Source organism: Paraburkholderia sp. 35.1 (assembly GCF_050436525.1).
In the GTDB taxonomy this organism is placed as follows: Bacteria; Pseudomonadota; Gammaproteobacteria; order Burkholderiales; family Burkholderiaceae; genus Paraburkholderia; species Paraburkholderia tuberum.
Window position 1 is genome coordinate 2,697,423 of sequence record NZ_JBNDMJ010000003.1, and the last position, 23,940, is coordinate 2,721,362.

The 23,940-nt window shown below is 66.8% G+C and carries 23 protein-coding genes, 1 other RNA gene, 3 pseudogenes and 1 riboswitch; of the genes and pseudogenes, 14 read left to right on the top strand and 13 right to left on the bottom strand.

The annotated features are described in order from the left end of the window. Positions 1–3: 3 nt before the first annotated feature. Positions 4–1,101 (bottom strand): LPS export ABC transporter permease LptF, encoded by a 1,098-nt coding sequence (lptF, locus tag OKW27_RS32600; protein ID WP_429335894.1) that lies wholly within the window; start codon positions 1,099–1,101, stop codon positions 4–6. A gap of 139 nt (positions 1,102–1,240) precedes the next feature. Between lptF and OKW27_RS32605 the strand changes: the two genes are divergently transcribed. From OKW27_RS32605 to OKW27_RS32615, 3 genes are all read left to right on the top strand, one after another. Beyond that, the gene (locus OKW27_RS32605; RefSeq protein WP_429335895.1) at positions 1,241–2,752 is read left to right on the top strand and encodes a leucyl aminopeptidase; all 1,512 of its coding nucleotides are present in this window, start codon (positions 1,241–1,243) and stop codon (positions 2,750–2,752) included. Positions 2,753–2,804: 52 nt separating this feature from the next. Further along, positions 2,805–3,221, top strand: coding sequence for a DNA polymerase III subunit chi (locus OKW27_RS32610; protein WP_187628559.1), 417 nt, complete (start codon positions 2,805–2,807; stop codon positions 3,219–3,221). 84 nt (positions 3,222–3,305) lie between these two features. Continuing rightward, positions 3,306–4,136, top strand: a complete 831-nt coding sequence (locus tag OKW27_RS32615; protein WP_429335896.1) for a DUF2486 family protein — start codon at positions 3,306–3,308, stop codon at positions 4,134–4,136. Between the two features lie 24 nt (positions 4,137–4,160). On the opposite strand, the gene OKW27_RS32620 is transcribed toward OKW27_RS32615, so the two are convergent. Both OKW27_RS32620 and ilvD read right to left on the bottom strand, forming a co-directional pair. After that, on the bottom strand, positions 4,161–4,499 hold the full coding sequence (locus OKW27_RS32620; RefSeq protein ID WP_090803412.1) for a c-type cytochrome: 339 nt from the start codon (positions 4,497–4,499) through the stop codon (positions 4,161–4,163). 146 nt (positions 4,500–4,645) lie between these two features. Then, positions 4,646–6,319 (bottom strand): dihydroxy-acid dehydratase, encoded by a 1,674-nt coding sequence (ilvD, locus tag OKW27_RS32625; RefSeq protein WP_429335897.1) that lies wholly within the window; start codon positions 6,317–6,319, stop codon positions 4,646–4,648. Positions 6,320–6,477: 158 nt separating this feature from the next. Here ilvD and OKW27_RS32630 point away from each other — a divergent pair, with 158 nt between their 5' ends. Further along, positions 6,478–7,464 carry a LysR family transcriptional regulator gene (locus tag OKW27_RS32630; RefSeq protein WP_429335898.1) on the top strand — a complete coding sequence of 329 codons (987 nt, stop codon included), beginning with the start codon at positions 6,478–6,480 and terminating at the stop codon, positions 7,462–7,464. 60 nt (positions 7,465–7,524) lie between these two features. Next, positions 7,525–8,430, top strand: a complete 906-nt coding sequence (gene lgt, locus OKW27_RS32635) for a prolipoprotein diacylglyceryl transferase (RefSeq protein ID WP_184065302.1) — start codon at positions 7,525–7,527, stop codon at positions 8,428–8,430. Between the two features lie 94 nt (positions 8,431–8,524). On the opposite strand, the gene OKW27_RS32640 is transcribed toward lgt, so the two are convergent. The 5 genes from OKW27_RS32640 to OKW27_RS32660 form a co-directional block, all read right to left on the bottom strand. Then, positions 8,525–9,250, bottom strand: coding sequence for an SIMPL domain-containing protein (locus tag OKW27_RS32640; RefSeq protein ID WP_429335899.1), 726 nt, complete (start codon positions 9,248–9,250; stop codon positions 8,525–8,527). 245 nt (positions 9,251–9,495) lie between these two features. Then, complete coding sequence (locus OKW27_RS32645; protein WP_429335900.1) at positions 9,496–9,954, bottom strand: EVE domain-containing protein; 459 nt, start codon at positions 9,952–9,954, stop codon at positions 9,496–9,498. Positions 9,955–10,095: 141 nt separating this feature from the next. Beyond that, positions 10,096–10,277, bottom strand: a non-coding RNA gene (gene ssrS, locus OKW27_RS32650) — 6S RNA. A gap of 66 nt (positions 10,278–10,343) precedes the next feature. Continuing rightward, the gene (locus OKW27_RS32655) at positions 10,344–10,658 is read right to left on the bottom strand and encodes a cell division protein ZapA (RefSeq protein ID WP_018419691.1); all 315 of its coding nucleotides are present in this window, start codon (positions 10,656–10,658) and stop codon (positions 10,344–10,346) included. Further along, positions 10,655–11,014 (bottom strand): ATPase, encoded by a 360-nt coding sequence (locus OKW27_RS32660; protein WP_090803421.1) that lies wholly within the window; start codon positions 11,012–11,014, stop codon positions 10,655–10,657. The genes OKW27_RS32655 and OKW27_RS32660 overlap by 4 nt, the downstream gene beginning before the upstream one ends. Positions 11,015–11,234: 220 nt before the next feature. After that, positions 11,235–11,499: riboswitch (cobalamin riboswitch) on the top strand. 90 nt (positions 11,500–11,589) lie between these two features. Between OKW27_RS32660 and OKW27_RS32665 the strand changes: the two genes are divergently transcribed. The 8 genes and pseudogenes from OKW27_RS32665 (at position 11,590) to cobC (ending at position 18,177) form a co-directional block, all read left to right on the top strand. Next, on the top strand, positions 11,590–13,536 hold the full coding sequence (locus tag OKW27_RS32665; RefSeq protein ID WP_429335901.1) for a TonB-dependent receptor domain-containing protein: 1,947 nt from the start codon (positions 11,590–11,592) through the stop codon (positions 13,534–13,536). 39 nt (positions 13,537–13,575) lie between these two features. Continuing rightward, complete coding sequence (locus OKW27_RS32670) at positions 13,576–14,640, top strand: FecCD family ABC transporter permease (protein ID WP_429335902.1); 1,065 nt, start codon at positions 13,576–13,578, stop codon at positions 14,638–14,640. A 29-nt stretch (positions 14,641–14,669) separates the two neighbouring features. Continuing rightward, entirely contained in the window at positions 14,670–15,479 is an 810-nt protein-coding gene (locus tag OKW27_RS32675) for an ABC transporter ATP-binding protein (RefSeq protein ID WP_410451339.1), read from the top strand. Between the two features lie 33 nt (positions 15,480–15,512). Continuing rightward, positions 15,513–15,800, top strand: a pseudogene (locus OKW27_RS32680) (nicotinate-nucleotide--dimethylbenzimidazole phosphoribosyltransferase); the annotation flags it as partial. 8 nt (positions 15,801–15,808) lie between these two features. Next, positions 15,809–15,922, top strand: a pseudogene (locus OKW27_RS32685) (nicotinate-nucleotide--dimethylbenzimidazole phosphoribosyltransferase); the annotation flags it as partial. A 56-nt stretch (positions 15,923–15,978) separates the two neighbouring features. Beyond that, positions 15,979–16,752, top strand: a pseudogene (gene cobT / locus OKW27_RS32690) (nicotinate-nucleotide--dimethylbenzimidazole phosphoribosyltransferase); the annotation flags it as partial. Between the two features lie 73 nt (positions 16,753–16,825). Next, positions 16,826–17,602 carry an adenosylcobinamide-GDP ribazoletransferase gene (locus OKW27_RS32695; protein ID WP_429335903.1) on the top strand — a complete coding sequence of 259 codons (777 nt, stop codon included), beginning with the start codon at positions 16,826–16,828 and terminating at the stop codon, positions 17,600–17,602. Further along, positions 17,587–18,177, top strand: a complete 591-nt coding sequence (gene cobC, locus OKW27_RS32700) for an alpha-ribazole phosphatase (protein ID WP_090803430.1) — start codon at positions 17,587–17,589, stop codon at positions 18,175–18,177. Before OKW27_RS32695 ends, cobC begins: the two co-directional genes overlap by 16 nt. A gap of 53 nt (positions 18,178–18,230) precedes the next feature. On the opposite strand, the gene OKW27_RS32705 is transcribed toward cobC, so the two are convergent. Genes OKW27_RS32705 through cobU form a run of 4 tightly spaced genes read right to left on the bottom strand, consistent with a single transcriptional unit; the run spans position 18,231 to position 21,841 of the window. Next, entirely contained in the window at positions 18,231–19,181 is a 951-nt protein-coding gene (locus tag OKW27_RS32705; RefSeq protein ID WP_429336614.1) for a cobalamin-binding protein, read from the bottom strand. A gap of 54 nt (positions 19,182–19,235) precedes the next feature. Further along, positions 19,236–20,312: a threonine-phosphate decarboxylase CobD gene (gene cobD / locus OKW27_RS32710; protein ID WP_429335904.1), complete on the bottom strand. Its 1,077-nt coding sequence runs from the start codon at positions 20,310–20,312 to the stop codon at positions 19,236–19,238. A 33-nt stretch (positions 20,313–20,345) separates the two neighbouring features. Beyond that, entirely contained in the window at positions 20,346–21,287 is a 942-nt protein-coding gene (gene cbiB / locus OKW27_RS32715) for an adenosylcobinamide-phosphate synthase CbiB (RefSeq protein WP_429335905.1), read from the bottom strand. Continuing rightward, entirely contained in the window at positions 21,287–21,841 is a 555-nt protein-coding gene (gene cobU, locus OKW27_RS32720; protein ID WP_429335906.1) for a bifunctional adenosylcobinamide kinase/adenosylcobinamide-phosphate guanylyltransferase, read from the bottom strand. The genes cbiB and cobU overlap by 1 nt, the downstream gene beginning before the upstream one ends. A gap of 89 nt (positions 21,842–21,930) precedes the next feature. Between cobU and OKW27_RS32725 the strand changes: the two genes are divergently transcribed. Then, a complete protein-coding gene (locus tag OKW27_RS32725; protein WP_429335907.1) occupies positions 21,931–23,457 on the top strand; it encodes a cobyric acid synthase in 1,527 nt (508 codons plus the stop codon). Positions 23,458–23,514: 57 nt separating this feature from the next. Here the strand turns inward: OKW27_RS32725 and OKW27_RS32730 are convergent, their stop codons facing one another. Beyond that, positions 23,515–23,934: a PaaI family thioesterase gene (locus OKW27_RS32730; RefSeq protein WP_090803438.1), complete on the bottom strand. Its 420-nt coding sequence runs from the start codon at positions 23,932–23,934 to the stop codon at positions 23,515–23,517. Positions 23,935–23,940: the final 6 nt, after the last annotated feature.

The window sequence follows — 23,940 nt, forward strand, 5'->3', positions numbered from 1 at the left end:
CGCTCAGGCTCCCTGCGAACGGCTGAACATGGCGCGCGTAAATAGCGGCCGGTTGCGCACCCGCATCCAGAAGATGAACGCGACGATCCCGAGCACGATCACGTGCAGGATCACGAGCCCGACGCCGAACGACATCTTGCCCTGCTCGATCCACGCCTGCACGACGTTCAGCAGATTCGAATAAGTGAGGTAGATCAACACGGCCATCACGAGGTTGATCGTGCGGCTGCGCCGCGGGTTCTGGTGCGCGAGCGGAATGGCGAGCAGCATCAGGTTGATCGCGATCAACGGAAGACCCGCGCGCCACGCGAATTCGGCGAGGTTCTCTTTAGTGGGATTGCGCAGCAGCGTGAGCGTCGGCAAGCCGGTGGTGGTCGGCGTATTGACGACCGGCTGGCTCTGGATCTTCACGCCGTAGCGCTCGAACTCCATGATGCGGAAATCGGGGTGGCCCGGTTCGCCGTCGTAGCGGCGGCCGTTTTCCAGCACGACGAAGCGGTCGCCGTTCTTGTGCGTCTCGATGTGGCCGTTCTTCGACACCACGACGTTGACCTTGCCGCCCTCGGTGCTCGTCACGAACACGTTTTCCACATGCCCCTGGTCGGGCGACATCTTCTCGATGAAGAACACGCGATGCGTGGTCGGCGATTCGCGGAACTGCCCCGGCGCGAGCAGCGAGACTTCGTCGCGCTGCTGGAAGCGCGCCCGGATCAGCTTGCTCTGCTGGTTCGACCACGGCCAGCCGACGAACACGAAGAACATGATCAGGATGATGATCGGCGTGGCGAAAATGCCGATCGGCTTGATGAATTGCGTGAGACTGACGCCCGAGGACAGCCACACGACCATCTCGGAGTCCTGGTACCAGCGCGTGAGCACGAACAGGATCGACACGAACAGCGTCGCGACGAGCATGATGGCCAGATAGCCGATCACGGTGAGGCCGATCAGGACCAGCACGTCGCGCGGGTCGACCTCGCCCGAGGCCGCGAAGCCGACGATGCGGATCATCATCGTCGTCAGCACGAGCGTGAGGAGAACCATGAACACGGCGCCAGCCGTGTACGCGAGCTCGCGCTGGAGGGAGCGTTCAAAGATCATTGTTGATGACGAGAGGGGGCGCTCACGGCGACGCGGGGGTGTTCGTTCCCGTCACGCCCCCGGTGCAGCCGCCGCGGGAAAAATAGCGGATAATTGCGGCTTTCATCCTAAGCCCAGATTTTATCCGAGGACAAGCGCGATGGACTTTAGCATAAAAGCCTGTGATTGGACCAAAGGCTCGACGAACGGTTTCCTGACGGGGAAATCCGATTGCATCGTGATCGGTGTGTTCGAGTCGCAAACGCTGTCGGGCGCCGCGCTGGAGATCGACGCGGCCACCAAGGGCCTGCTCACGCGCGTCATCAAGGCAGGCGACATGGACGGCAAGGCGGGTACCACGCTGTTCCTGCACGAGGTGTCGGGCATCGGCGCGTCGCGCGTGCTGCTCGTCGGGCTCGGCAAACAGGACGCTTTCAGTCAGAAAGCCTACGGCGAGGCGGTCCGCGCCGCATGGCGCGCGCTGCTCGGCACGAAGATCGTGCAGGTCACGTTCACGCTCGCGCAACTGCCGGTGCTCGAACGCACGGCCGACTGGTGTGTGCGCGCCGCGATCCTCGCGCTGCGCGAGCTGACCTACCGCTTCACGCAACTGAAGAGCAAGCCGGAGAACACGCCGCGCGCGTTGAAGCGCATCGTGTTCAGCGTCAACACCGGTGACGAGAAGGCCGCCAAGCTCGCCGCCAGGCAGGGCGCCGCGCTCGCCAACGGCATGGACCTGACGCGCGAGCTCGGCAATCTGCCGAGCAACGTCTGCACGCCGACCTATCTGGCGAACACCGCGAAGAAGCTCGCGAAAGACTGGAAGCTGAAGGTCGAGGTGCTCGGCGAGAAACAGTGTGAAGCGCTGAAGATGGGCTCGTTCCTGTCGGTCACCGCGGGCGCGGTCGAGCCGGCGCAGTTCATCGTGCTGCAGTACCAGGGCGCCGCCGCGAAGGCCGCGCCGGTCGTGCTGGTCGGCAAGGGCGTCACGTTCGACACGGGCGGCATCTCGCTGAAGCCGGGCGAGGGCATGGACGAGATGAAGTACGACATGTGCGGCGCGGGCTCGGTGCTCGGCACGCTGCGCGCGGTCGCCGAGATGGGCCTGAAGATCAACGTGGTCGGCATCATTCCGGCCGTCGAGAACATGCCGTCGGGCACGGCCACCAAGCCGGGCGATATCGTCACCAGCATGAAGGGCCTCACGATCGAGGTGCTGAACACCGACGCCGAGGGCCGCCTGATTCTGTGCGACGCGCTCACCTACGCGGAGCGCTTCAAGCCGGCCGCGGTCATCGACATCGCGACGCTGACGGGCGCCTGCATCATCGCGCTCGGCCATCACAACAGCGGCCTGTTCTCGAAGGACGACGCGCTCGCCGGAGAACTGCTCGACGCGTCGCGTGAAGCGGCCGACCCGGCATGGCGCCTGCCGCTCGACGACGAGTACCAGGACCAGCTGAAGTCGAACTTCGCGGACGTCGCGAATATCGGCGGGCGTCCGGCGGGCAGCGTGACGGCCGCGTGCTTCCTGTCGCGTTTCACGGATTCGTACCCGTGGGCGCATCTCGACATCGCCGGCACCGCGTGGAAGAGCGGCACCGCGAAGGGCGCGACGGGCCGTCCGGTGCCGCTGCTCGCGCAGTTCCTGATCGACCGCGCCGGCCAATGACGCGGTGCGGTAAGCGCGCGCACGGCGCGCGGCAAGCGGGGCGGAGCGGCCGATGACGAGAATCGACTTTCACTCGAACGTCGGCGATTCGCTGCTGTACGCGTGTCGCCTCGTGCGCAAGGCGTATCTGGCGGGCCAGCCGCTCGTCGTGCTGGCCGAGCCCGCGCGCCTGCGCGCCTTCGACGAAATGCTGTGGACCTTCTCGCCGCTCGACTTCGTGCCGCACTGCATGGCGGGCGCGCCGCTTGCCACCGACACGCCCGTCGTGCTGGCCACGAATCTCGACGACGTGCCGCATCATCAGGTGCTGCTCAATCTGGGCGCAACGGTTCCGGCGCAGTTCGCGCGCTTCGAAAGATTGCTCGAAGTGGTCGGTAACGCACACGAGGAACTCGCTGCGGGCCGCGAGCGCTATCGCTTCTATCGCGATCGCGGCTATGCTTTGAACAACTACAAGCAGGGCGGCTAGTTCGTTGCGCTGCGCGTCATGGCCGCGAGGAACGCGGCATGCGGACCGCCTGCCCTGGCTTCGACTCAAACACGGAGAGCGCACGTGTCCGATCCCCACGACAATTCGATTCCGGTCCTGAACGAGGTCCTCGTGCCGGGCCGCGCGCGCGAGACGCGCGAGGCGTCGACCGATGCCGCCGCGCCTGCATCCCAGCCGGGCGCCGAGCCCGCAAGCCCAGCCGTCGCGCAACCGGCGGCGGTGCCCGAGGCCGCTTCCCGCACGGAGCCCGCGTTCGTGCCACCGCCCGCGCATCGAGCCGACCCGACGCTGGCGCCCGAGCCGGTACTCGCGCCCCAACCGGTGCCCACGCCCGAGCAACTGAGTTCGCCGGAGCCCGTGCTCGTGCCGGAGCCGATGCCGACGCGAGAAGCCCCGCATGCGGCGGAGCATGAGCCTCTCGCGCAGACCGAGCTTCATCAGCCGCACGTGGCTGATCACACGCACCCGAGAAAACACGCACGGCCGCATCACGGCATTCATGTGCGACATGGGCATGACGACTTGCATGATGACTTGCGTGAGGACGTGGAGGTGTCGCCCGGCGTGTTCGATCGTACCGAGCCCTTCATACCGCTCGAAGCCGGCGCGACCGTGCCGCCGGATATCGACCATGAAGGCGCGCACGAAGGCGCTCCCGCTCAGCCCACGCTCGATGCCGACGCGCTCGCCGCACGTTTGCACGGACGCTTCCAGCGTTTTCTGACGGGCGAGGGGCGCGGCATCATCGAGGCGCGCTGCCGTGATGCAGTGCAGCAGCACACGAGTCTGCTCGTGAGTCAGATCACGCGCGAGGTCGCGCAGACGCTCGAAGCCGAGATGACCGATTGGGTACGTGAAGCGGTGGAAGAAGAAATCGCGCGGCGCTCGCGTTGACGCCGCGGTGACCTGAGAGCGCCGTTATTTGAGCGTCAGCACCCAAGCCGCCAGCGTGGCCGCCTGATCGGGCGTCAGTTGCGTGTTCGCGGGCATCGGCACGGTTCCCCATACGCCGGTGCCGCCATCGAGGATCTTGCGCTTCAGATAGGTCGCGGCGTCTTCGCGTCCCGCATAACGGATAGCAACGTCGTGCAGCGCCGGCCCCATGAACGGGCGAGTGACCGAGTGGCAGCTCATGCAGTTCTTCTGCTGGGCGAGCGCGAGCCCGGCTGTTTCGGCACGGGCTGCGGGACTGGCGGCGCTCAATGCGGCGGCGAGCGCAACGGTGGCTGCCACGGCCGCGTACGACATCGATTTCATTATGGTCTCCGCCAGTGCAGATGCCCGGCTCGTGGTGCACGCATTATAAGAGCAAAGGGGCGCACGGATTTTCGTGCGCCCCTTGCGTTTTCGCGTAAAGTGGCGCGGGTTATCCCTGTCGGGGCGGGCCACGCCGGCCGCGGTCATTACCCCGTCACCGCCCCTCGATTCGCCGGCTGCGCGAGCGCGAAATACTTGGCCATCACGCCGCGTGTGTAGCGCGGCTTCGGCGCCTGCCATGCGGCGCGGCGGCGCTGCAGCTCGGCATCGTCGATGTTCAGTTGCAGCAGCAGCTGGTGCGCGTCGATCGTGATCGAATCGCCTTCCTGCACGAGCGCGATCGTGCCGCCGACGAACGCCTCCGGCGCGACGTGCCCAACCACCATGCCCCAGGTGCCGCCCGAGAAGCGGCCGTCGGTGATGAGCCCGACCGATTCGCCGAGCCCCTTGCCGATGATCGCCGAGGTCGGCGCGAGCATTTCCGGCATGCCGGGGCCGCCCTTCGGGCCAAGATAGCGCAGCACGACGACGTCGCCGGCGACGATCCTGTCGGCGAGGATCGCTTCGAGCGCGCTCTGCTCGTCGTCGAATACGCGCGCCGGGCCCGTGATGACGGGGTTCTTGAGCCCGGTGATCTTGGCGACCGCGCCGTCTTCGGCCAGATTGCCCTTCAGGATCGCGAGATGGCCTTCGGCGTAGAGCGCCTTGTCGATCGGGAAGATCACCTGCTGATCGCTGCGCGGCTTGGCTGGTACGTCCTTCAACTCCTCGGCGATCGTTTTGCCGGTGATCGTCATGCAATCGCCGTGCACAAGCCCGGCGTCGAGCAGGATCTTCAGCACCTGCGGAATGCCGCCCGCCTTGTGCAGATCGGTGGCGACGTACTGCCCCGACGGCTTCAGGTTGCAGATCACCGGCACTTTTTTGCGCATGCGCTCGAAGTCCTCGATCGTCCATTCGATCTCGGCCGCGTGCGCGATCGCCAGGTAGTGCAGCACCGCGTTGGTCGAGCCGCCGGTCGCCATGATCAAGGCAACCGCGTTTTCGATCGACTGCTTCGTGATGATGTCGCGCGGCTTCAAATCCTTCTTGACGGCTTCGACGAGCACACGCGCCGATTCGGCGGCCGAGTCGACCTTCTCCTGGTCGGGATTCGCCATCGTCGACGAATACATGAGCGACATGCCGAGCGCCTCGAACGACGAGCTCATCGTATTGGCCGTGTACATGCCGCCGCACGAACCGGTCGACGGACACGCATTTTTCTCGATGCCCTCGAAATCCTCCTGCGACATGCGGCCCGCCGTGAATTCGCCGACCGCCTCGAACGACGACACGATCGTCAGATCGGTGCCTTTCCAGTTGCCCGGCCGGATCGTGCCGCCGTACACGTAGATGCCCGGCACGTTCATGCGCGCGAGGCCGATCATGCCGCCCGGCATGTTCTTGTCGCAGCCGCCGATCACGACCACGCCGTCCATCCATTGCCCTTGCACGCAGGTCTCGATGCAATCGGCGATCACCTCGCGCGACACGAGCGAGTACTTCATGCCCTCGGTGCCCATCGACATGCCGTCCGAGATCGTCGGCGTGCCGAAGGTCTGCGGGTTCGCGTCGGCGCGCCTGATCGCGGTGACGGCCGCGTCGGCGAGACGCTGCAGGCCGGCGTTGCACGGCGTAATCGTCGAGTGGCCGTTGGCGACGCCGATCATCGGTTTGTCGAAATCCTCCTTCTGGTAGCCGAGCGCGTAGTACATCGAGCGATTCGGTGAACGCGCGATGCCTTGCGTGATGTTCTTCGAACGACGGTTGTAGGCCATGGGGAGCTCCAGTCTGGTTGTTCTGACGAAAGCGCGCGGCGGCGTCCGCGCGCGCATCCGTTCAGTGTAGTTCCGCCAGACCGTGCAAACCGGCGGTTTTGCGTGACACGCGTCGTGTGTATTATTCGCGGTTGTTCAGGTCGTAAAATATATCAATCATGCTGCCGACGATCCCCGACCTGCGCCAGTTGCGCTATTTCGTCACCGTCGCCGAGGAAAAGCACTTCGGGCGCGCGGCCGCGCGTCTGTCGATGACGCAGCCGCCGCTGTCGCAGGCGATCCGCGCGCTCGAGGAGACGCTCGGCGTCGAGCTGTTCGCGCGTACCAAGCGCTCGGTCGAGTTGACGGCGGTCGGCGCCGATCTGTTGCCGGAGGTGCAGCGGCTGCTCGCGGCCGCGGAAGGGCTCAGGCCGCTCGCGCAGAGCCTCGCGCGCGGCGAGGCGGGCGTGCTGTCGCTCGCGTTCGTGTCGACTGCAGATTACGGCCTACTGCCGCTGCTGCTGCGCGATTTCGGCGCGCGGCATCCGCGCGTGCGGCTCGAACTGACCGAGGCGACCAGCGACGTGCAGGTCGAGGAACTGGTGGCCGGGCGTATCGACGCGGGTCTGGTGATCGCGCCGCTGCCGTCGCGGCATGCGGCGCAGTTGTCGTGGCTGCCGATCGCGCGCGAGCCGCTCGTGATCGCGATGTCGACGGAGATGGCGCAAGGCTTGCGGGGCAGCGTGAACGCAAACGGCAAGGGCAGCGCCGCCGAAGACCCCGCCGCCGAATGGCTCGAGATGCCCGTCAGCCTGCGCGATGTCGCCGACGCGCCGCTCGTGATCTTCCCAAGACGTCTCGCGCCAGGCTTTTATGACATCATTATGGATTGCTACGGCGTTGCCGGCCTCGCGCCACGGATCGGCCAGGAGGCGATCCAGATGCAGACCATCGTGAGTCTCGTGTCGGCCGGCATGGGCGTCGCGCTGGTGCCGCAATCGTTGCGTAACCTGCGGCGCACGGGCGTCGTGTACCGGCCGCTGTCCGAGTCGGTGCCCGCGATCGAGACGGGCCTCGTCTGGCGCACCGACGAGGTCAGCCCGGTGCTGGCGGGCTTCATCGACATCGTGCGCGCGCATGCGGCGAGCGTCGCGTCACGTGTCTAGATCCCGCTTCTGATTCCCTGTAAAAACTGCTTTCGAACCTGAACTGCCCATAACTACACGATGCTCATTCACCCCAATTTCGACCCCGTCGCCATCCATCTGGGGCCGCTCGCCGTGCGCTGGTATGGCTTGATGTACCTCGTCGCGTTCGTCGCGGCGATCGTCGTTGCCCGGTTGCGGCTGCGGCTGCCGTACGTCGCCGCGCAAGGCTGGACCGCGAAGGATATCGACGACATGCTGTTCTACGGCGTGCTAGGTACGATCCTCGGCGGCCGGCTCGGCTATGTGCTGTTCTACAAGGCGAGCTTTTATTTCGCCCATCCGCTCGACATCTTCAAGGTGTGGGAAGGCGGCATGTCGTTTCACGGCGGCTTTCTCGGCGTGACGATCGCGATGATGCTGTTCGCTTATCAGCGCAAGCGCTCGTGGCTGCAAGTCACCGACTTCGTCGCGCCGATGGTGCCCACGGGCCTCGCGGCGGGGCGCCTCGGCAACTTCATCAACGGCGAGCTGTGGGGCCGCGTGACCGATCCGTCGGCGCCGTGGGCGATGCTGTTTCCCGGCGCCGCGCCTGACGACGCCACATGGCTCGCCGCGCATCCGCAACTGGCCGCGCAATGGCATCTGAACGAAGTGTTCGCGCAATATCACATGCTGCCGCGACATCCGTCGGAGCTGTACGAGATCGCGCTCGAAGGCGTGGCGCTGTTCTTCGTGCTGATCTTTTTCTCGCGCAAACCGAAGCCGCTCGGCGCGATTTCCGCGATGTTCCTGATCGGCTACGGCCTGGCGCGCTTCACGGTCGAATTCGCGCGCGAGCCGGACGATTTCCTCGGCCTGCTCGCGATGGGGCTGTCGATGGGTCAATGGCTCTCGCTGCCCATGATTCTCGCGGGCATCGGCCTGATGGTGTGGGCGTATCGCCGTGGGCGTCGCGAGCAGGCGCAGGCGGTTGGCGCGAACTGAGCGGCGCTCGGCTAGCGTAGCGAGTGTTGCATGAAAAAACGCCACGGCATCGATGGATGCCGTGGCGTTTTCTGTTTGGGCTTGCGCTTGCGCGTCACTTCATCTGCACCGACCCCGACACGTTGACCGTCACCGTCGACGTGCCGCCTTCGAGCGACAGCGGCGCGCTCTTCGCGTCGGCGCCCATCGCGCGTGCGCTCATCATCATCATCGGACGCGGCATCACGCCGCTGTGACTCACGTTGACCTCGCGGATCGAATAGCTGCTAAAGCCGAACGCCTGCGAGGACGCCGCGGCCTGCTCGCGAAACGATTTGATCGCCTCGCCGCTGAGCCGCTGTTCGGCCGCGCGCTGCGCTTGCGGCGACAGCGAGAAACGCACGTTGCCAACCTGCATGATCGATGCCATCTGTCCGGCGAGCTTCGATGCCGCGGCGAAGTCGCGCGATTCGAGCACGACTTCCGTGCGGCCGCGCCACGTCGTGATGCGTCCGTCGCGGTCCGTCGACGGGAAGATCGAGAACGCGCCCGAGCGCGCGGTCACGCCGCTGACGCCGCGCGCTTTCTGCAATGCCGCGTCGGCGCGTTCGTTCAGCGTCGACGTCAGCGACGACGGCTCGCTCGCTTCCTGCTCGTAAAACAGCGTGATTTCGACTTCGTCCTGCGGGACTTCCGCGCTCGCCTGCGCATTCAGCGACAGCACGCCCGAAGGCTGCGGCATCATGGTCTGCGCTCGAGCGGGCGCAGGGTTCAGTGCGAGTGCCACAGGCGCGCCCAAGGCGAGCGCAAGTGCGAGGGACCGCGCGGTTTTTGTCGTCATGACTGGAATCCTTGTTTGAACAGGTTGTGCACGTTCGACGCGAGCGCCGGGTGGTGGCGCGCGGTTTGACGGATGCGCTGGCGAATGCATCGGCTTGCCGTCGAGCGGCCGGTTCGAGTTCACGCTTTCGTCGACCGATTAGGCGCGTTTTACCGACGCTTGGTTCCCCAATTAGTGCTTCGCCGCCGCATCGGAAACGATGACCTGGATGCGATCACGACACGTGCCGCGTCGCGCGTTCGCCCTTAAACCAGCTGTTTAATGATGAAGCGCCATTCGGCTTCGGTCACCGGCGTGATCGACAGGCGGTTGCCTTTGGCGAGCACGCGCATGTCCTGCAATTCGGCATGCTCGCGCAGCGCGGCAAGCGGAATCAGCCCGATTTTCTTCTTGAACACGACGTCGACGAGCATCCAGCGCGGCGTTTCCGGCGACGATTTCGCGTCGTAGTACGGACTCTTTTTATCGAACTGCGTAGGGTCCGGATACGCGCTCGACGAGACCTCCGCGATGCCCGCGATGCCGGGCTCCGGACAGCTCGAATGATAGAAGAGCACGCCGTCGCCGACCTGCATCACGTCGCGCATGAAGTTGCGCGCCTGATAGTTGCGTACGCCGGTCCACGGCAAGGTGCGATGAGGTGCGTTGGCGAGGTCGTCGATGCTTGCTTCGTCCGGTTCGGACTTCATCAGCCAGTAGCGCATGAATCGGAGTGAGCGTGTGAGATTGAACGAAGCGCAACAACAGCAGGCGCGTACGGAAAAGCCCCTGAAAAAGGCGCTCAAACGAAAAAACGACGACCAAAGAAAAACGGCATCGAACCGAAGTCCGATGCCGTTCCAGATAAGGTCCCCGCCTTAGCCGCTAGGCCGGCATCCTGAACCGAGGGTTCAGAATTGGTCGCAGTTAGCAACACTTCGGGTACATCAGACTGAGTGACGCGCACACCCGTGCTACAAATTTCCGCAACCGTGCACATGGCATTGGTTCAAGGAATGTATGACCTTGGCGAACCAGGCAGGGAAGCTAAACCGATGAAGCTACAACCCAAACCGTTCAACACGTGACCGATTCGAAACCGGCCCACTACTGCTTACTGCAAGCTGTACTGCTCGATCACAGTACCTAGCTGTTCGTTCATTTGCTGCATTGTACGCCGGATTTCTTCAGCGGGAAATGCTTCTCCGTGTCGCACGCTGCTTTGCAGCTTAAGCAGTTCCGATGCCAGCGACAGCGCAGCCATCACCGCGATGCGATCGGTGCCGCGCACGTTGCTGCCGCTGCGGATTTTCTTCATCTCGGCGTCGACGCGCGCGACCGCCTCGAGCAGCGCGCCTTCCGTTTCCGGCGAGCAGGCGAGACGATAGGGTACTTCGAGAATCGATACTTCGATCTGCTTGGTGGTCATGCGCTTTCTCCGTGTCGGCTCACGTCGCTTTCCGCTTCCTCGTGTCCGGGCTGGGCGGACTCGAGCAGATCGAGCTGGTTATCCGGTTCGCTGCTCGCGCGTGCGCGCGGCAATTTTTCGAGAATGGCATTCAGGCGCACCTGAGCGTCGTCGATCTTGGCGGACAGCGCGTCGCGTTCCGCCTGCAGTGCGTCGCGCTCTTCGCGCAATTGCGCGAGTTCCGCATGCGTGGCTTGCACTTCGGCACGCGTTTGCGCGAGCTGCTCTTCGAGCGCGAGCCGCGCTTCGTTGTGGCGCTGGCTGATCGCAATCAGCTTGCCGATGTTCTGGGAGAGTGATTCGAGTTCGGTGAGCATGTGCTGCGTCCTCTAAAGACATCGCATTTTAGCGCGGAATATTACAGGTTCCGACAATTGTCTCGTTTCGAGACGTAACAGCATCGCTACGTGCAGGTTCGTTGCGTGTCGTGTCGTCGACCATAAGGTAAAAAACCGGTAATCCATCGGACAATAACCTGCATTCAACAGAACCGATTGCGCTCCGGTTGACCTTTCTTGACGCCCCGCGAGGCCGCTCGTAAACTTCCCGCACTCTGGTGCCCGCGCGCGCTTCTCGGCGCGCGCAGTTAAACGGGAAGCAGGACGCGCGCGGTGCCAAAACCGGATGCGCGAACCTGCGCTGCCCCCGCAACGGTAAGCGACCGCATGTGATGTGCTCATGCAGGTCGGTCCTGGTCGCAAGGTTGGAAGTTCAACGTGCGAGTGTGCCACTGCGCGTCACGCGTGGGAAGGCGGGATCGATGTGTCGTAGCCCGGATACCGGCCAGAAAAGAGGGACGTCCCCCGCGAAAACGTTGAACAAGGGGACGCCTCGTGACGCGTCGGCCTGCGGGGAAGCAGGCCGCGCACGCTATCCACAGGAATGTCATCCCATGCTGTCCCCCATCGCCCGCGCAACGCTGCTCGCGTTCGCGAGCCTGCCGCTCGTCGTGCATGCGCAAAGCGCCGAGCCTGCATCCGCGTCCGCGACGCCGTATTCGTCTTCATCGTCCGCCACGGATGCTACCGCCGCAAACGCTGCAATCGCTGCCAATGCCGCCTCCGCCGATGCATCGGGCAACGTGCTGTCGCCGATCGTCGTGACCGCGCAACGCGGACCGCAAGCGTTGCGTGATGCGATTCCGCAGACCACGCAGTTCGATCAGCAAGACATCGCCGACACGACCGCGACCGATCTGCCCGGCCTGTTGCAACTCGCGCCAGGCGCGCAAATCTCGCGCACGGGTGGCCCCGGTTCGACCGCGAGCCTCTTTCTGCGCGGCGCATCGTCAACGCAATCGCTGCTGCTGATCGACGGCGTGCGCGTCGATTCGGTGAGTCTCGGCTCAGCTCAACTCGCACAGATTCCGCTCGATCAGGTCGATCACGTCGAAGTGGTGAACGGCAACGTGTCGGCGTTGTATGGCTCGGGCGCGATCGGTGGCGTCGTGCAGGTGTTCACGAAAGACGGCGGCGATCATCCGCCGCGTTTCAATTTTTCGGTCGGCTACGGCAGCTATCGCACGCAGACGCAAACAGCCGGCGTGAACGGCGCGCTCGATCAGGACGGCCGCACGACTTTCAATATTTCGCTCGCGCGCACGAAGGACGACGGCTTTTCGTCGCTCGATCCGCTCGAGGCGCCGAACGCGAATCCGAACGCAAACGGCAATCTGAACGAGAGCATCAGCGCGTCGCTGCGTCACAAGTTCACCGACAGGTGGGACGCGGGCGTCAGCTACTTCCAGTCGAACAACGACAACAGCTACGACAATGCGTACGGCGAGCCCACCGATCTGAACAATCTCTATAGCAAGGTGCGTCAGGTGTCGGTATTCGCGAACGGCAAGCTGACCGACTGGTGGACCACCCACGTCACGCTCGCCGAGGGCGACGACCGCAGCGTGTCGAACACCAATGGCATCTACAACGGCCGCTTCGATACCGACAATCGCCAGTACACGTGGCAGAACGATTTCGCGCTCGCCGCGAACCAGAAGCTGCAACTCGGCTACGAGCATCTCGACCAGACGCTCGACTCCGACACGTTCGCCGCGCCCGACCGTCGCGTCGATTCGGTCTTCGCGGGCTACAGCGCGCGCTTCGGCCGCAACCAGATTCAGGCCAACGTGCGACGCGACCAGTACTCCGATTTCGGTGGGGCGAACAGTTACTATCTCGGCTACGGATTCGACATCACGTCGCGCTGGAAGGTAACCGCAAGCTATTCGGATGCGTTCCGCGCGCCGAGCTTCGACGATCTGTACTATCCGATCAGCGGCAACCCGTCGATCCAACCCGAGCGCAGTCATTCGGTCGAAGCCGGTTTGCAGTACGCGACCGATGCGCTCGGCGTGATGCGACTGAACGCATTCCAGACGCGCTATACGAATCTGATCGACTACGTGCAGACGATCCCCGGCATCTACCTCGCGGAGAACGTCGGCCGTGCGAAGGTGCAGGGACTCGAGGGATCGTGGAGCGGTCATGTCGGCAAGACCGACGTGCGCGCAACGGTGACGCTGCAGAACCCGGTCGATCTCGACAACGGTACCGACCTCGTGCGGCGCGCGCGTCGGTTCGGGTCGTTCGCGGTGAACCGCAGCATCGGTGGCTGGCGGGTTGGCGGCGAGTGGATCGTCAGCGGTCCGCGCACCGATAGCACCGGCAACCTCGGCGGTTATGGCATCGTGAATCTGTCGGCGCGCTACAACGTCACCAAAGCTTGGTACGTCAGTGCGCAAATCGACAATCTGTTCAACAAGGATTATGAAACGGCCTACTCGTATAACTCGCCGCGACGCGGTGCGTATCTCACGCTCGGCTGGCAGCAGCAGTGACGCGCGCGCCGGGGTGGCCGCATGCGTGAGCGCACGCGGATGAGTCGCGCGTCCGCTTCGCTGCGTGCCGCGATGGCGACGCCGCGCCCGATGAACGCGAAACGCGCGGCCGCGATCTGGCTCGGCCTCGCGTTCGCCGCCATCGCGGTGCTCGGCGCCTCGCTGGTGCTTGGCAGCGTGCCGCTCGCGCCGTCGCGCGTGCTTGCGGCGCTCGTGCCGACGCACACGTTCGGCGGCACGGGCAGCGACGATCTCGCCGGCGAAATCGTGCGTACGTTGCGTTTGCCGCGCGCGCTCGCGGGCTTCGCGTGCGGCGCGTTGCTCGCGCTCGCCGGCGCGCTGCTGCAGGTGCTGCTGCGCAATCCGCTGGCCGAGCCATACGTGCTCGGCGTGTCGGGCGGCGCGGCGACGTTCGCGCTCGTTGCGATGATTGCGGGCGGCGCATGGTGGCTCGTCGATGCGAGCGCATTCGCGGGTGCGTTCGTGTCGATCCTGCTGGTGCTCGGCCTCGCGCGTCGCGAGCTATGGCGCGGCGAGCCGCAGGACACGTCGCCCCGTTTGCTATTGACCGGCGCGGTGATCGCGGCCGGGTGGGGCGCGCTGATCACGCTGCTGCTCAATCTCGCGCCCGACAGCCGTCTGCGCGGCATGCTGTTCTGGCTCACCGGCGACCTCAACGGCGGCGCGCTGCCGTGGACCGCGCTGATGGCGCTCGCGCTCGTGCTGCTCGCGATCGTGCCGGCCGCGCCGCGTCTGAACGTGTTGCTGCGCGGCGACGCGGCCGCTCAGGCGTTGGGCGTCGCCGTGATGCCGCTGCGTTTGCGTGTGTACCTGGTCGCGTCGCTGGCGGCGGCCGCGGCGGTGACGACCGCGGGCACGATCGGCTTCGTCGGTCTCGTCGTGCCGCACATGCTGCGGCTCGCGTTCGGCAACGATCAGCGCATGCTGCTGCCGGCGGCCGCGCTCGGCGGCGGTGTCGCGGTGATGGGCGCGGATCTGATCGCGCGGACCGTGATCGCGCCCGCGCAATTGCCGGTCGGCGTGATCACGTCGCTGGTCGGCGTACCGGTGTTCCTGTGGATGTTGCTCAAACGCCGCCGATGATACGAGCCAAACCCAGCCCCGCCTGTTCGATGCTGAGCACGCAGCGCCTGACGTTGCGCGCCGGCGCGCGCACCTTGCTCGACGCGTTCACGCACACGTTCCATGCGGGCGAAATCTGGTGCATCGCCGGGCCGAACGGCGCGGGCAAGACCACCTTGCTATCGACGCTGGCGGGGCTGTTGCATCCGGCGGCGGGCCATGTCGAACTCGATGGCGTGCGCGTGGCCGACTGGCAGCCGCTGCCGCTCGCACGGCGCCGCGCGCTGATGCCGCAAAGCGCGGCCGATGCGTTCAACGCAAGCGTGCTCGACATCGTGCTGCTGAACCGCTTCCCGCATCTGGGCGGCTGGGGCTGGGAGCGCGACGAGGATCGCGCGGCCGCGCGGGCGGCGCTCGAACGGCTCGGCCTTGCGGACTTTGCGGCGCGCGACGTGCTGTCGCTATCGGGCGGCGAGCGTCAGCGCGTTGCCCTCGCGGCGGTGCTGTGCCAGGACGCGCCGCTGTTGCTGCTCGACGAACCGTTGTCGCATCTCGACCTGCATCATCAGGTCGACTGTCTCGAAGCGCTCGTCGCATGGACGCGCGAACCGCGCCGTAGTGTGCTGTTCTCGTGCCACGATCTGAACCTCGCGCGCCGCTTCGCGACGCACGCGTTGCTGCTCGACGGCGCGGGCGGCGCGTATGCGGGCCCAGTGCGCGACGTGCTGACGCCTGCGTTGACGAGCCGCGCGTTCGGCTATCCGCTGATTCTGATTCGCGACGGCGAGCACGAGGCGCTGATACCCGCGCCGCGCGCGCGTCACGAATCGCCTGCCGGCCATGACGCGCAGTCAGGCTGATATTTATTCCTATCCCTTGTTTCGATCACACCTATGACTCGCATCCCACACCCAGCCGGTTTGCCCGAAGTCGCGCCGCTCGATCAGACGCTACGCGCCGAACTGCAGCGGATCATCGATACGCGCACCAAACCGCCCGGCAGCCTCGGCCGGCTCGAAACGCTCGCGCGCCAGATGGGCCTGATCCAGCGTAGTACGCGTCCCACCGTGCAGCGTCCCGCGATGATCGTTTTCGCGGGCGACCACGGCATCGCCGCCGAAGGCGTGAGCCCCTATCCGCAAGCGGTGACCGCGCAGATGGTCGCGAACTTCATCGCGGGCGCGCGGCGATCAACGCGCTCAGTCGCGTCGCGGGTCTCGAACTCGAAGTGGTCAACGCGGGCATCGCGACGCCGCTGCCGTCCACGGACCGACTCGTCGACATTCCGGTCGGGCCCGGCACGCGCAACTTCGCACACGAAGCCGCGATGACGCACGCCGAAGCGCTCGCCGCGATGCAGGCGCGGCGATCAACGCGCTCAGTCGCGTCGCGGGTCTCGAACTCGAAGTGGTCAACGCGGGCATCGCGACGCCGCTGCCGTCCACGGACCGACTCGTCGACATTCCGGTCGGGCCCGGCACGCGCAACTTCGCACACGAAGCCGCGATGACGCACGCCGAAGCGCTCGCCGCGATGCAGGCGGGCGCCGCGCGCGTGCGTCATCACGCGGCGCTCGGCACGAACGTGATCGGCTTCGGCGAGATGGGCATCGCGAACACGTCGGCGGCCGCGTGTCTGATGAGCCGCCTGTGCGGTGTGCCGATCGACGACTGCGTCGGCCGCGGCACGGGTCTCGACAATGCCGGACTCGCGAAGAAGCGCAACGTGCTCGCGGCGGCGCTCGCGCGCCATGCGGATGCACGCGCGCCGCTCGACGTGCTCGCGACCTTCGGCGGCTTCGAAATCGCGATGATGGCGGGCGCGTATCTGGCGGCCGCCGAGGCGCGCATGACCATCCTCGTCGATGGCTTCATCGCGACGTCCGCGCTGCTGGTCGCCGATGCGTTCTCGCCCGACGTACGCGAGTACTGCGTGTTCGCGCATGCGTCGAACGAGGCCGGGCATCGGCGCATGCTCGATCATTTCGGCGCGCAGCCGCTGCTGTCGCTCGACATGCGGCTCGGCGAAGGCACGGGCGCCGCGCTCGCGGTGCCGTTGCTGCGCGCGGCGGTGGCCTTCGTCAACGAGATGGCCAGCTTCGATTCGGCGGGCGTCGCCGATCGCGAACCGTGAAGCGCGCGAGCACGCGCTTCGCGATAACGCGAAGCTCGGCCCGCGGCGCCGTGAACCTGCACTCGCCACATTCATGAACCCGCTCGCGGAACTGCGCTATTTCTTCACGGCGCTCGGTTACTTCACGCGCGTGCCCGTGCCGCGCTGGGTCGGTTTCGAGCCGCATTATCTGAACGCCGCGGCGCGCTATTTTCCGCTCGTCGGCGTGTTGGTCGGCGGCTTCAGCGCGCTCGTCTATCTGGCCGCGCTGCGCGTGTTTCCGGCGAGTGTCGCGGTGCTGCTGTCGATGGCCGCGTCGCTCGTGGTCACGGGCGCATTTCACGAGGACGGTCTCGCCGACTGCATCGATGCGTTCGGTGGCGCCTATACGCGCGACGATGCGCTGCGCATCATGCACGACTCGCGCATCGGTGTTTTCGGCGCCATCGCGCTCGTGATCGCTCTGGCGATCAAGTGGCAAACGCTCGCGGCATTGCCACCGCTGCGCGCCGCAAGCCTGATGCTTGCGGCGCATGGCGCGAGCCGCGCGTGCGCGATCAGTTACCTGGCCACGCTCGACTATGTGCGCGCGGCCGGCAAAGCCAAGCCGGTCGCGCAGCGTTTGAGCGGGCCGGCGCTGTTGTGCGCCGTGCTGTTCGGGCTGCCGTGGCTGCTGTGGCCGAACGGCCCCGGCATGCCCGACTGGCGTTTCGCCGCGCTCACGTGTGCTGTGCTGTTCGCGCTGCGCTTCGCGATGGGCCGTTATTTCGTCAGACGCATCGGCGGCTATACCGGCGACTGCCTCGGCTTCGCGCAGCAGATCTTCGAATTGAGCATCTACCTGGTGGGGCTTGCATGGATATCGTCCTGATTCGACATCCCGCTGTCGCGCTCGAGGCGGGGGTGTGTTACGGCCATAGCGATGTCGCGTTGGCGGAAAGCGCCGAGGTCACGTCCAATGCGTTGGCGGTGAAGCTCGCGAGCTTGCAGGTGCCGGCGCCGCGGGTGCTGATCACGAGTCCGCTTACGCGCTGCGCCGCCCTAGCGACCGAGATCGCGAACGACTTCGGCTGCGTGGTCAGCCACGACGAGCGCTTGAAGGAAATGGATTTCGGCGAGTGGGAAGCGCAGCGCTGGGATACGATCGATCGCGCGCTGCTCGACGACTGGGCCGCCAATTTCGAACATGCGCGCGCGCACGGCGGCGAGAGCGTCGCGCAATTCGTCGCGCGTGTGCGAGCGTGGTTCGATGCGTTCGCGCTGACGCGCGAGCTGTCGCCCGCATACGTGGTCACGCACGCGGGCGTGATGCGCGCGATCGCGTCGTGGGTGCTGGAGGTGCCGCTCGCGCATTGCCTGCAGTGGTCGCTAGATATGACGGGGATCGTCTGGTTGCGACGTAACGACGAGACGCTGCAGTGGTCGCTCGTGCGATGGAATGCGTGACCCGCGTGGTCATCCGGAAAACCGATCTTTTTTTCTCGCCACACGCGGCGCCGTCATGGTGCGGGCTGCTTGCTGCGCGAGCGCGCCAGTTCGAGGTCCTCGCACAGTTGCCGCGCGCCTTGCGCGATGCGCGGCGCGGGGCGATTGATCAGATCGCCGTCGATCGCAAACAGGTTGTTGTTCGCGACGGCCGCGAGGCCCGGCCATGCGCGCCATGTGTCGAGTTGCGGCAGCATCGTGTCGGGCCGCGTCGCGCCGGGCGCGGCGGTGACGATCGCCTGCGGATTCGCCGCGAGCACCGCTTCGATCGACACGGTCGGCACGAGCGGCTGCAGGTCCGCGAACACATTGCGGCCGCCGCATAGCGTGATCACGTCGCTGATCATGTGCTCGCCGTTGAGCGTCATCAGCGGCCGGTCCCATACCTGATAGAAGACCCTGACGGCCGGGCGGTTCGCATACCGCGCGCGCAGACGGGCGATGTCGTCGCGGAAGGCGGCCGCCGCCGCATCCGCGCTCGCCGATGTGCCGAGCAGCCGGCCGAGCTTGGTCAGCGACACGGCGATATCGTCGAGACGGCGCGGCTCGCTGAAAAAGAGCGGCACGTGTAGCTCGCGCAAGCGTTCGAGCTGGCGCTGCGCGTTGCCGTGCCGCCACACGACGATCAGGTCCGGTTTCAGCGCGACGATGCGTTCGAGGTCGAGCGCCTTGTTGTCGCCGACGCGCGGGAGTTGCTTCGCTTCGGGCGGATAGTCGCTGTACGACACGGCGCCGACCATCTTCGGGCCGCCGCCCGCGGCGTACAGCAATTCGGTCACGTGTGGGGCGAGGCTGATCACGCGCTGCGCGGGCGCGGCGAGCGTGACGGTCGCGCCGCTGTCGTCGGTGACGGTGATCGCGGCGTGCGCGCTCAGTGCGGTCAGCGCGAGCGCTGCGGCGCCGAACCAATGGATGAAGCCATGCGCGGGCGGGGCAAAGCGGATGGAAGGTGCAAAGCGGATCATCGGACGAGGGCGGATCACGAAGCGTTGAGCGGCTTGGGTGCGAAGGTCACTGCGCTAACTCGACCGCGCGGTATCGATCGAGTCAACCGCCTGTTGCAACTGTTGCTCGAAGCGGGTCCATTCGGCTTCGTCGCCCGGCAGCCCGAAGCGCACGCTGGCCGATGGCACCCGAAGCGATGGCGGAAAAAGACGCGTCCACACGCCGCGCCGCGCGAGCGCTTCATGCAACGCGGCGGCGCGCGCGTCGTCGGTCCATGCGAAAAGCGGCGTGCCGCGTGTCGCGAAACCGTGCGCATGCAACAGCCCGGCAAGCCGCGCGCTGTCGCCGATGAGCCGCTCACGCATCCGCGTTTGCCACGCGGCATCGTCGAACGCGGCGCTCACCGCATGACGCGCGGGACCGCTGACGGTCCACGCCCCCAGCCTGTCGCGCAACGCGGCGAGCAATGCGGGCGCGCCGAGCACGAAGCCGGCGCGCACACCCGCGAGCCCGAAGAACTTGCCGGGCGAGCGCAACACGACGAGCCCGTCCCGGTGCGTATGCGCCGCCAGCGACGCGACCCGCGCGGCCGGCAGCGTATCGGCGAACGCTTCGTCGACGAGCAGCGTGCCGCCGCGTTCGCGCAACTGCGCGTGCCAGTGCAGCAGCCTGGCGGCATCGATATGCGTGGCGGTCGGATTGTCGGGGTTGACGATCGCGACGTGCGTGAGCGCGGCGGGCAGCGTGTCGCGATGCGCGTCGAGCGGCGCGACCGCGTGTCCGGCGCGCGCGAACGCGGGCGCGTACTCGCCGTAGGTCAGCGGCGCGATGCCGACCGTCGCGGGCGACAGCAACGCGGGCAGCGCGCGAATCGCCGCCTGGCTGCCGGCCACGGGCAGCACGTGCGCGGCATCGGGCGCGCCGTAGTAGCGCGCGGCCCGCTCGGCGAAGCCGTCGCCTTCGTCGGGCAAACGGCGCCACGCGTCGGCGGGCAGCGGCGGCACCGGATAGCCGTGCGGATTGACGCCCGTCGACAGATCGAGCCACTGCGCGTACGCAATGCCGTAGCGCGCCGCCGCTTCGTGCAGGTTGCCGCCGTGCGCGATCGGGCCGCTTGCGGCGTGCTCGCGCGGTTGCGTCCAGTCGGTCATGCGCTCATCCCATCGCTACGCGCGTCGTTCCGCTCAGCCATGAAACGGCACGCTCAACAACGCCAGCACGATCAGCACGGCCAGCCAGAAAATCACCGTGCGTTCGACCAGCATCAACGCGGCGCCCACATGACGCGCCTCGGCGGGACGCCCGAAGCCCAGCGTCGGCCGGTGCTCGAGCGTGCCGTGATACACGGCCGGCCCGCCGATCAGCACGTTCAGGCTGCCGGCGCCGGCGGCCATCACCGGGCCCGCGTTCGGGCTGTCCCAGCGCGGCGCTTGCTCGCGCCAGCAGCGCCAGGCGGTCAGCGTGTCGCCGAGCAGCGCGTAGCTCGTGGCAGTCAGCCGCGCGGGAATCCAGTTCAGCACGTCGTCGATGCGCGCGGCGGCCCAGCCGAAGCGCAGATAGCGCGGCGTGCGATAACCCCACATCGCGTCGAGCGTATTGGCGAGGCGAAAGCCGAGCGCGCCGGGCCCGCCCGCGAGCGCGAACCAGAACAGCGCGCCGAAGATCGCGTCGTTGCCGTTTTCGAGCGCCGATTCGATCGCGGCGCGCGCGAGCGCGGCCTCGTCCGACTGCGCGGTGTCGCGCGAGACGATCCGCGCGGTCAACTCACGTGCCGTGGCCAGATCGCGTTGGCCGAGCGCCCGCGCGATCGGCGCGATGTGATCGCGCAGGCTGCGCGCGCCGAGCGCGAACCACAGCAGCGCGACATGCAGCGCGCAGGCCGCGAACAACGGCAGCACGGCGACGAGCCACCACGCGATCAACACCGGCGGCAGAACCGCGAGCGCCCATGCGAGCAGGCCCCTGAGCCGCAGACGCCGGTCGTGATTGAAGCGCGTCTCGATGCGCGCCGCCCAGTTGCCGAACCCGACCAGCGGATGCCGGCGGCTCGGCTCGCCGAACCAGCGATCGACGGCGACGCCCGCGACCGCGAGCGTCGCGACCAGCGGCATGGTCAGCGGCGGCATCACACGCCGCTCGCGCTTTTCAGCGCGAGCGGCAGTCCCGCGACCATCAGCGTGGCCGCGCTGCTCAACGCGGCGATGCGCTGATTCAAGCGCCCGAGTTCGTCGACGTAAAGACGCGTGGCTTCGCCGAGCGGCACGACGCCGAGGCCGATCTCGTTGCTGACGACGATGATCTTGCCGCGCGCGCCGGCGAGCGCCGCTTCGAACGCGGCGGCCTGCTCGTAGTAGTGCGACAGCGGCGCCGCCGCGCCGTCGGCGGGACATAGCAGGTTTGCGAGCCACAGCGTCAGGCAGTCGATCAGCAGACACCGGCCCGGCGCGTCGTGTTGCGCGAGCGCGCCGGCGAGGTCGTCGTCCGCTTCGACGAGCCCCCAATGCGCGGGCCGCCGCTCGCGATGATGCGCAATGCGCGCGTTGAATTCGGCGTCGTCGGTGACGCGGGCGGTGGCGATGTAGGTGACGGGGAAGGCGCTGTCGCTGGCGAGCCGCTCGGCATGCGCGCTCTTGCCCGAGCGGGCGCCGCCGAGGACGAAGGTGAGGTCGCGGGGAGTCATCCTATGATTGTACCGGCGCGATGGGATAATGCCGCTCGATAGCATTGCAACGCCACTGTCCATCTTCCACCTGCACGGCCGTGACCCGAATGACCATTCCTCCCGACACCCTGCCCGTGCCGCGCGGCACGCTGATGATCCAGGGCACCACGTCCGACGCGGGCAAGAGCACGCTGGTTGCGGGACTGTGCCGCCTCGCGCGGCGCGCGGGTGCGCGGGTCGCGCCGTTCAAGCCGCAGAACATGGCGTTGAACAGCGCGGTGACCGTCGACGGCGGCGAGATCGGCCGCGCGCAGGCATTGCAGGCGCTCGCCGCGGGCATCGACGCGCACACCGATCTGAACCCGGTGCTGCTGAAGCCGACCAGCGATCGCGGCGCTCAGGTGATCATCCACGGCAAGGCGCGCATCAATCTCGACGCGCGCGCGTATCACGACTACAAGCCGGTCGCGTTCGAGGCCGTGCTGGAGTCGTATGCGCGGCTGCGCGCGTCGTACGACACGATTTTCGTCGAAGGCGCGGGCAGTCCGGCCGAGATCAATCTGCGCGAGCGCGACATCGCGAACATGGGTTTCGCGGAGGCGGTCGACTGCCCGGTCGTGCTGGTCGCCGACATCGATCGCGGCGGCGTGTTCGCGCACCTGACCGGCACGCTCGCGTGTCTGTCCGACAGCGAGCAGGCGCGCGTGCGCGGCTTCATCATCAACCGCTTTCGCGGCGACATCGGTCTGCTGAAGCCCGGGCTCGACTGGCTGGAAGCGAAGACCGGCAAGCCGGTGCTCGGTGTCGTGCCGTATCTGCATGGCCTGACGCTCGACGCCGAGGACATGCTGCCGCCCGAGCTGCGCGCGGCGGCGAGCGTTGATTCGCGCCGTCTGCTGCGCGTGGTCGTGCCGGTGCTGCCGCACATCAGCAATCACACCGACTTCGACGCGTTGCGCGCGCATCCGCAGGTCGATTTTCACTATGTGCGCGCGGGTACGCCGCCGCCGGCCGCCGATCTGATCATCCTGCCGGGCTCGAAGAACGTGCCGGACGACCTCGCGTTTCTGCGCGCACAGGGCTGGGACGACGTGCTGGCGCGGCATCTGCGCTACGGCGGCCGCGTGATCGGCATCTGCGGCGGCATGCAGATGCTGGGCCGCGAGATCGCCGATCCGCATGGCGTCGAGGGCGCGCCGGGCACCTTCGCGGGTTTCGGCTGGCTCGACTATGCGACGGTGCTCACGCGCGACAAGACGCTGAAGAATGTGACCGGGCGCCTGGCGCTGCCCGGCACGCCGGACGTCGCCGGCTACGAGATTCATATGGGCGAGACGCGCGGGCCGGCATTGGACACGCCGGCGCTGCGACTCGACCACGCTGGCCCGCGCGAGGGCGGCGCGGACTTCGGCCGTCCCGATGGCGCGATGTCCGCCGATGGCCAGATTCTCACGACCTACGTGCATGGCCTGTTCGACACGCCGGCCGCGTGCGCGGCGCTGCTCGCATGGGCGGGTTTGAGCGATGCCGAAGCGCTCGACTATCCGGCGTTGCGCGAGGCGTCGCTGGAGCGGCTGGCCGATACTCTGGCCGGGCACGTCGATATGCGCAGGCTGTTCGCGGCGCTGGGGTGACGCTTTGCGCCGGCCTCCTTCATCGGCTTGAACGCAATTGCTGCTCGCGCGGTTCGCTCAGTACAACACCATCTGCGTGCAACGAAACAGTGCGATGGTCTTACCATCCGGACCGGTGACCGTCGCGTCCCAGACCTGCGTGCTCCGCCCAAGGTGCACACCCTTGGCGACCGCGCGGATCGTGCCCTGCGTCGCGGTGCCGAGGAAGTTGCTCTTCAGCTCGATCGTCGTGAAGTTGCGCGAGTTTTCGGGCAGATGCGCGATGCACGCGTAGCCGCACGCGGTGTCGGCGAGGCCGATCACCGTGGCCGCGTGCAGGAAGCCGTTCGGCGCGAGCAGCGCCTCGCGCACGGTCAGTTCGGCGACCAGCGTGCCCTGGTCCACGGTCAGCACGCGCAGGCCCAGCAGGTCCGGCAGCGTGCCCTTCTGGCGCTCCAGCAGGCGTTCGACGGTGTATTCCGGGCGCAGTTTGCTCATGAGATT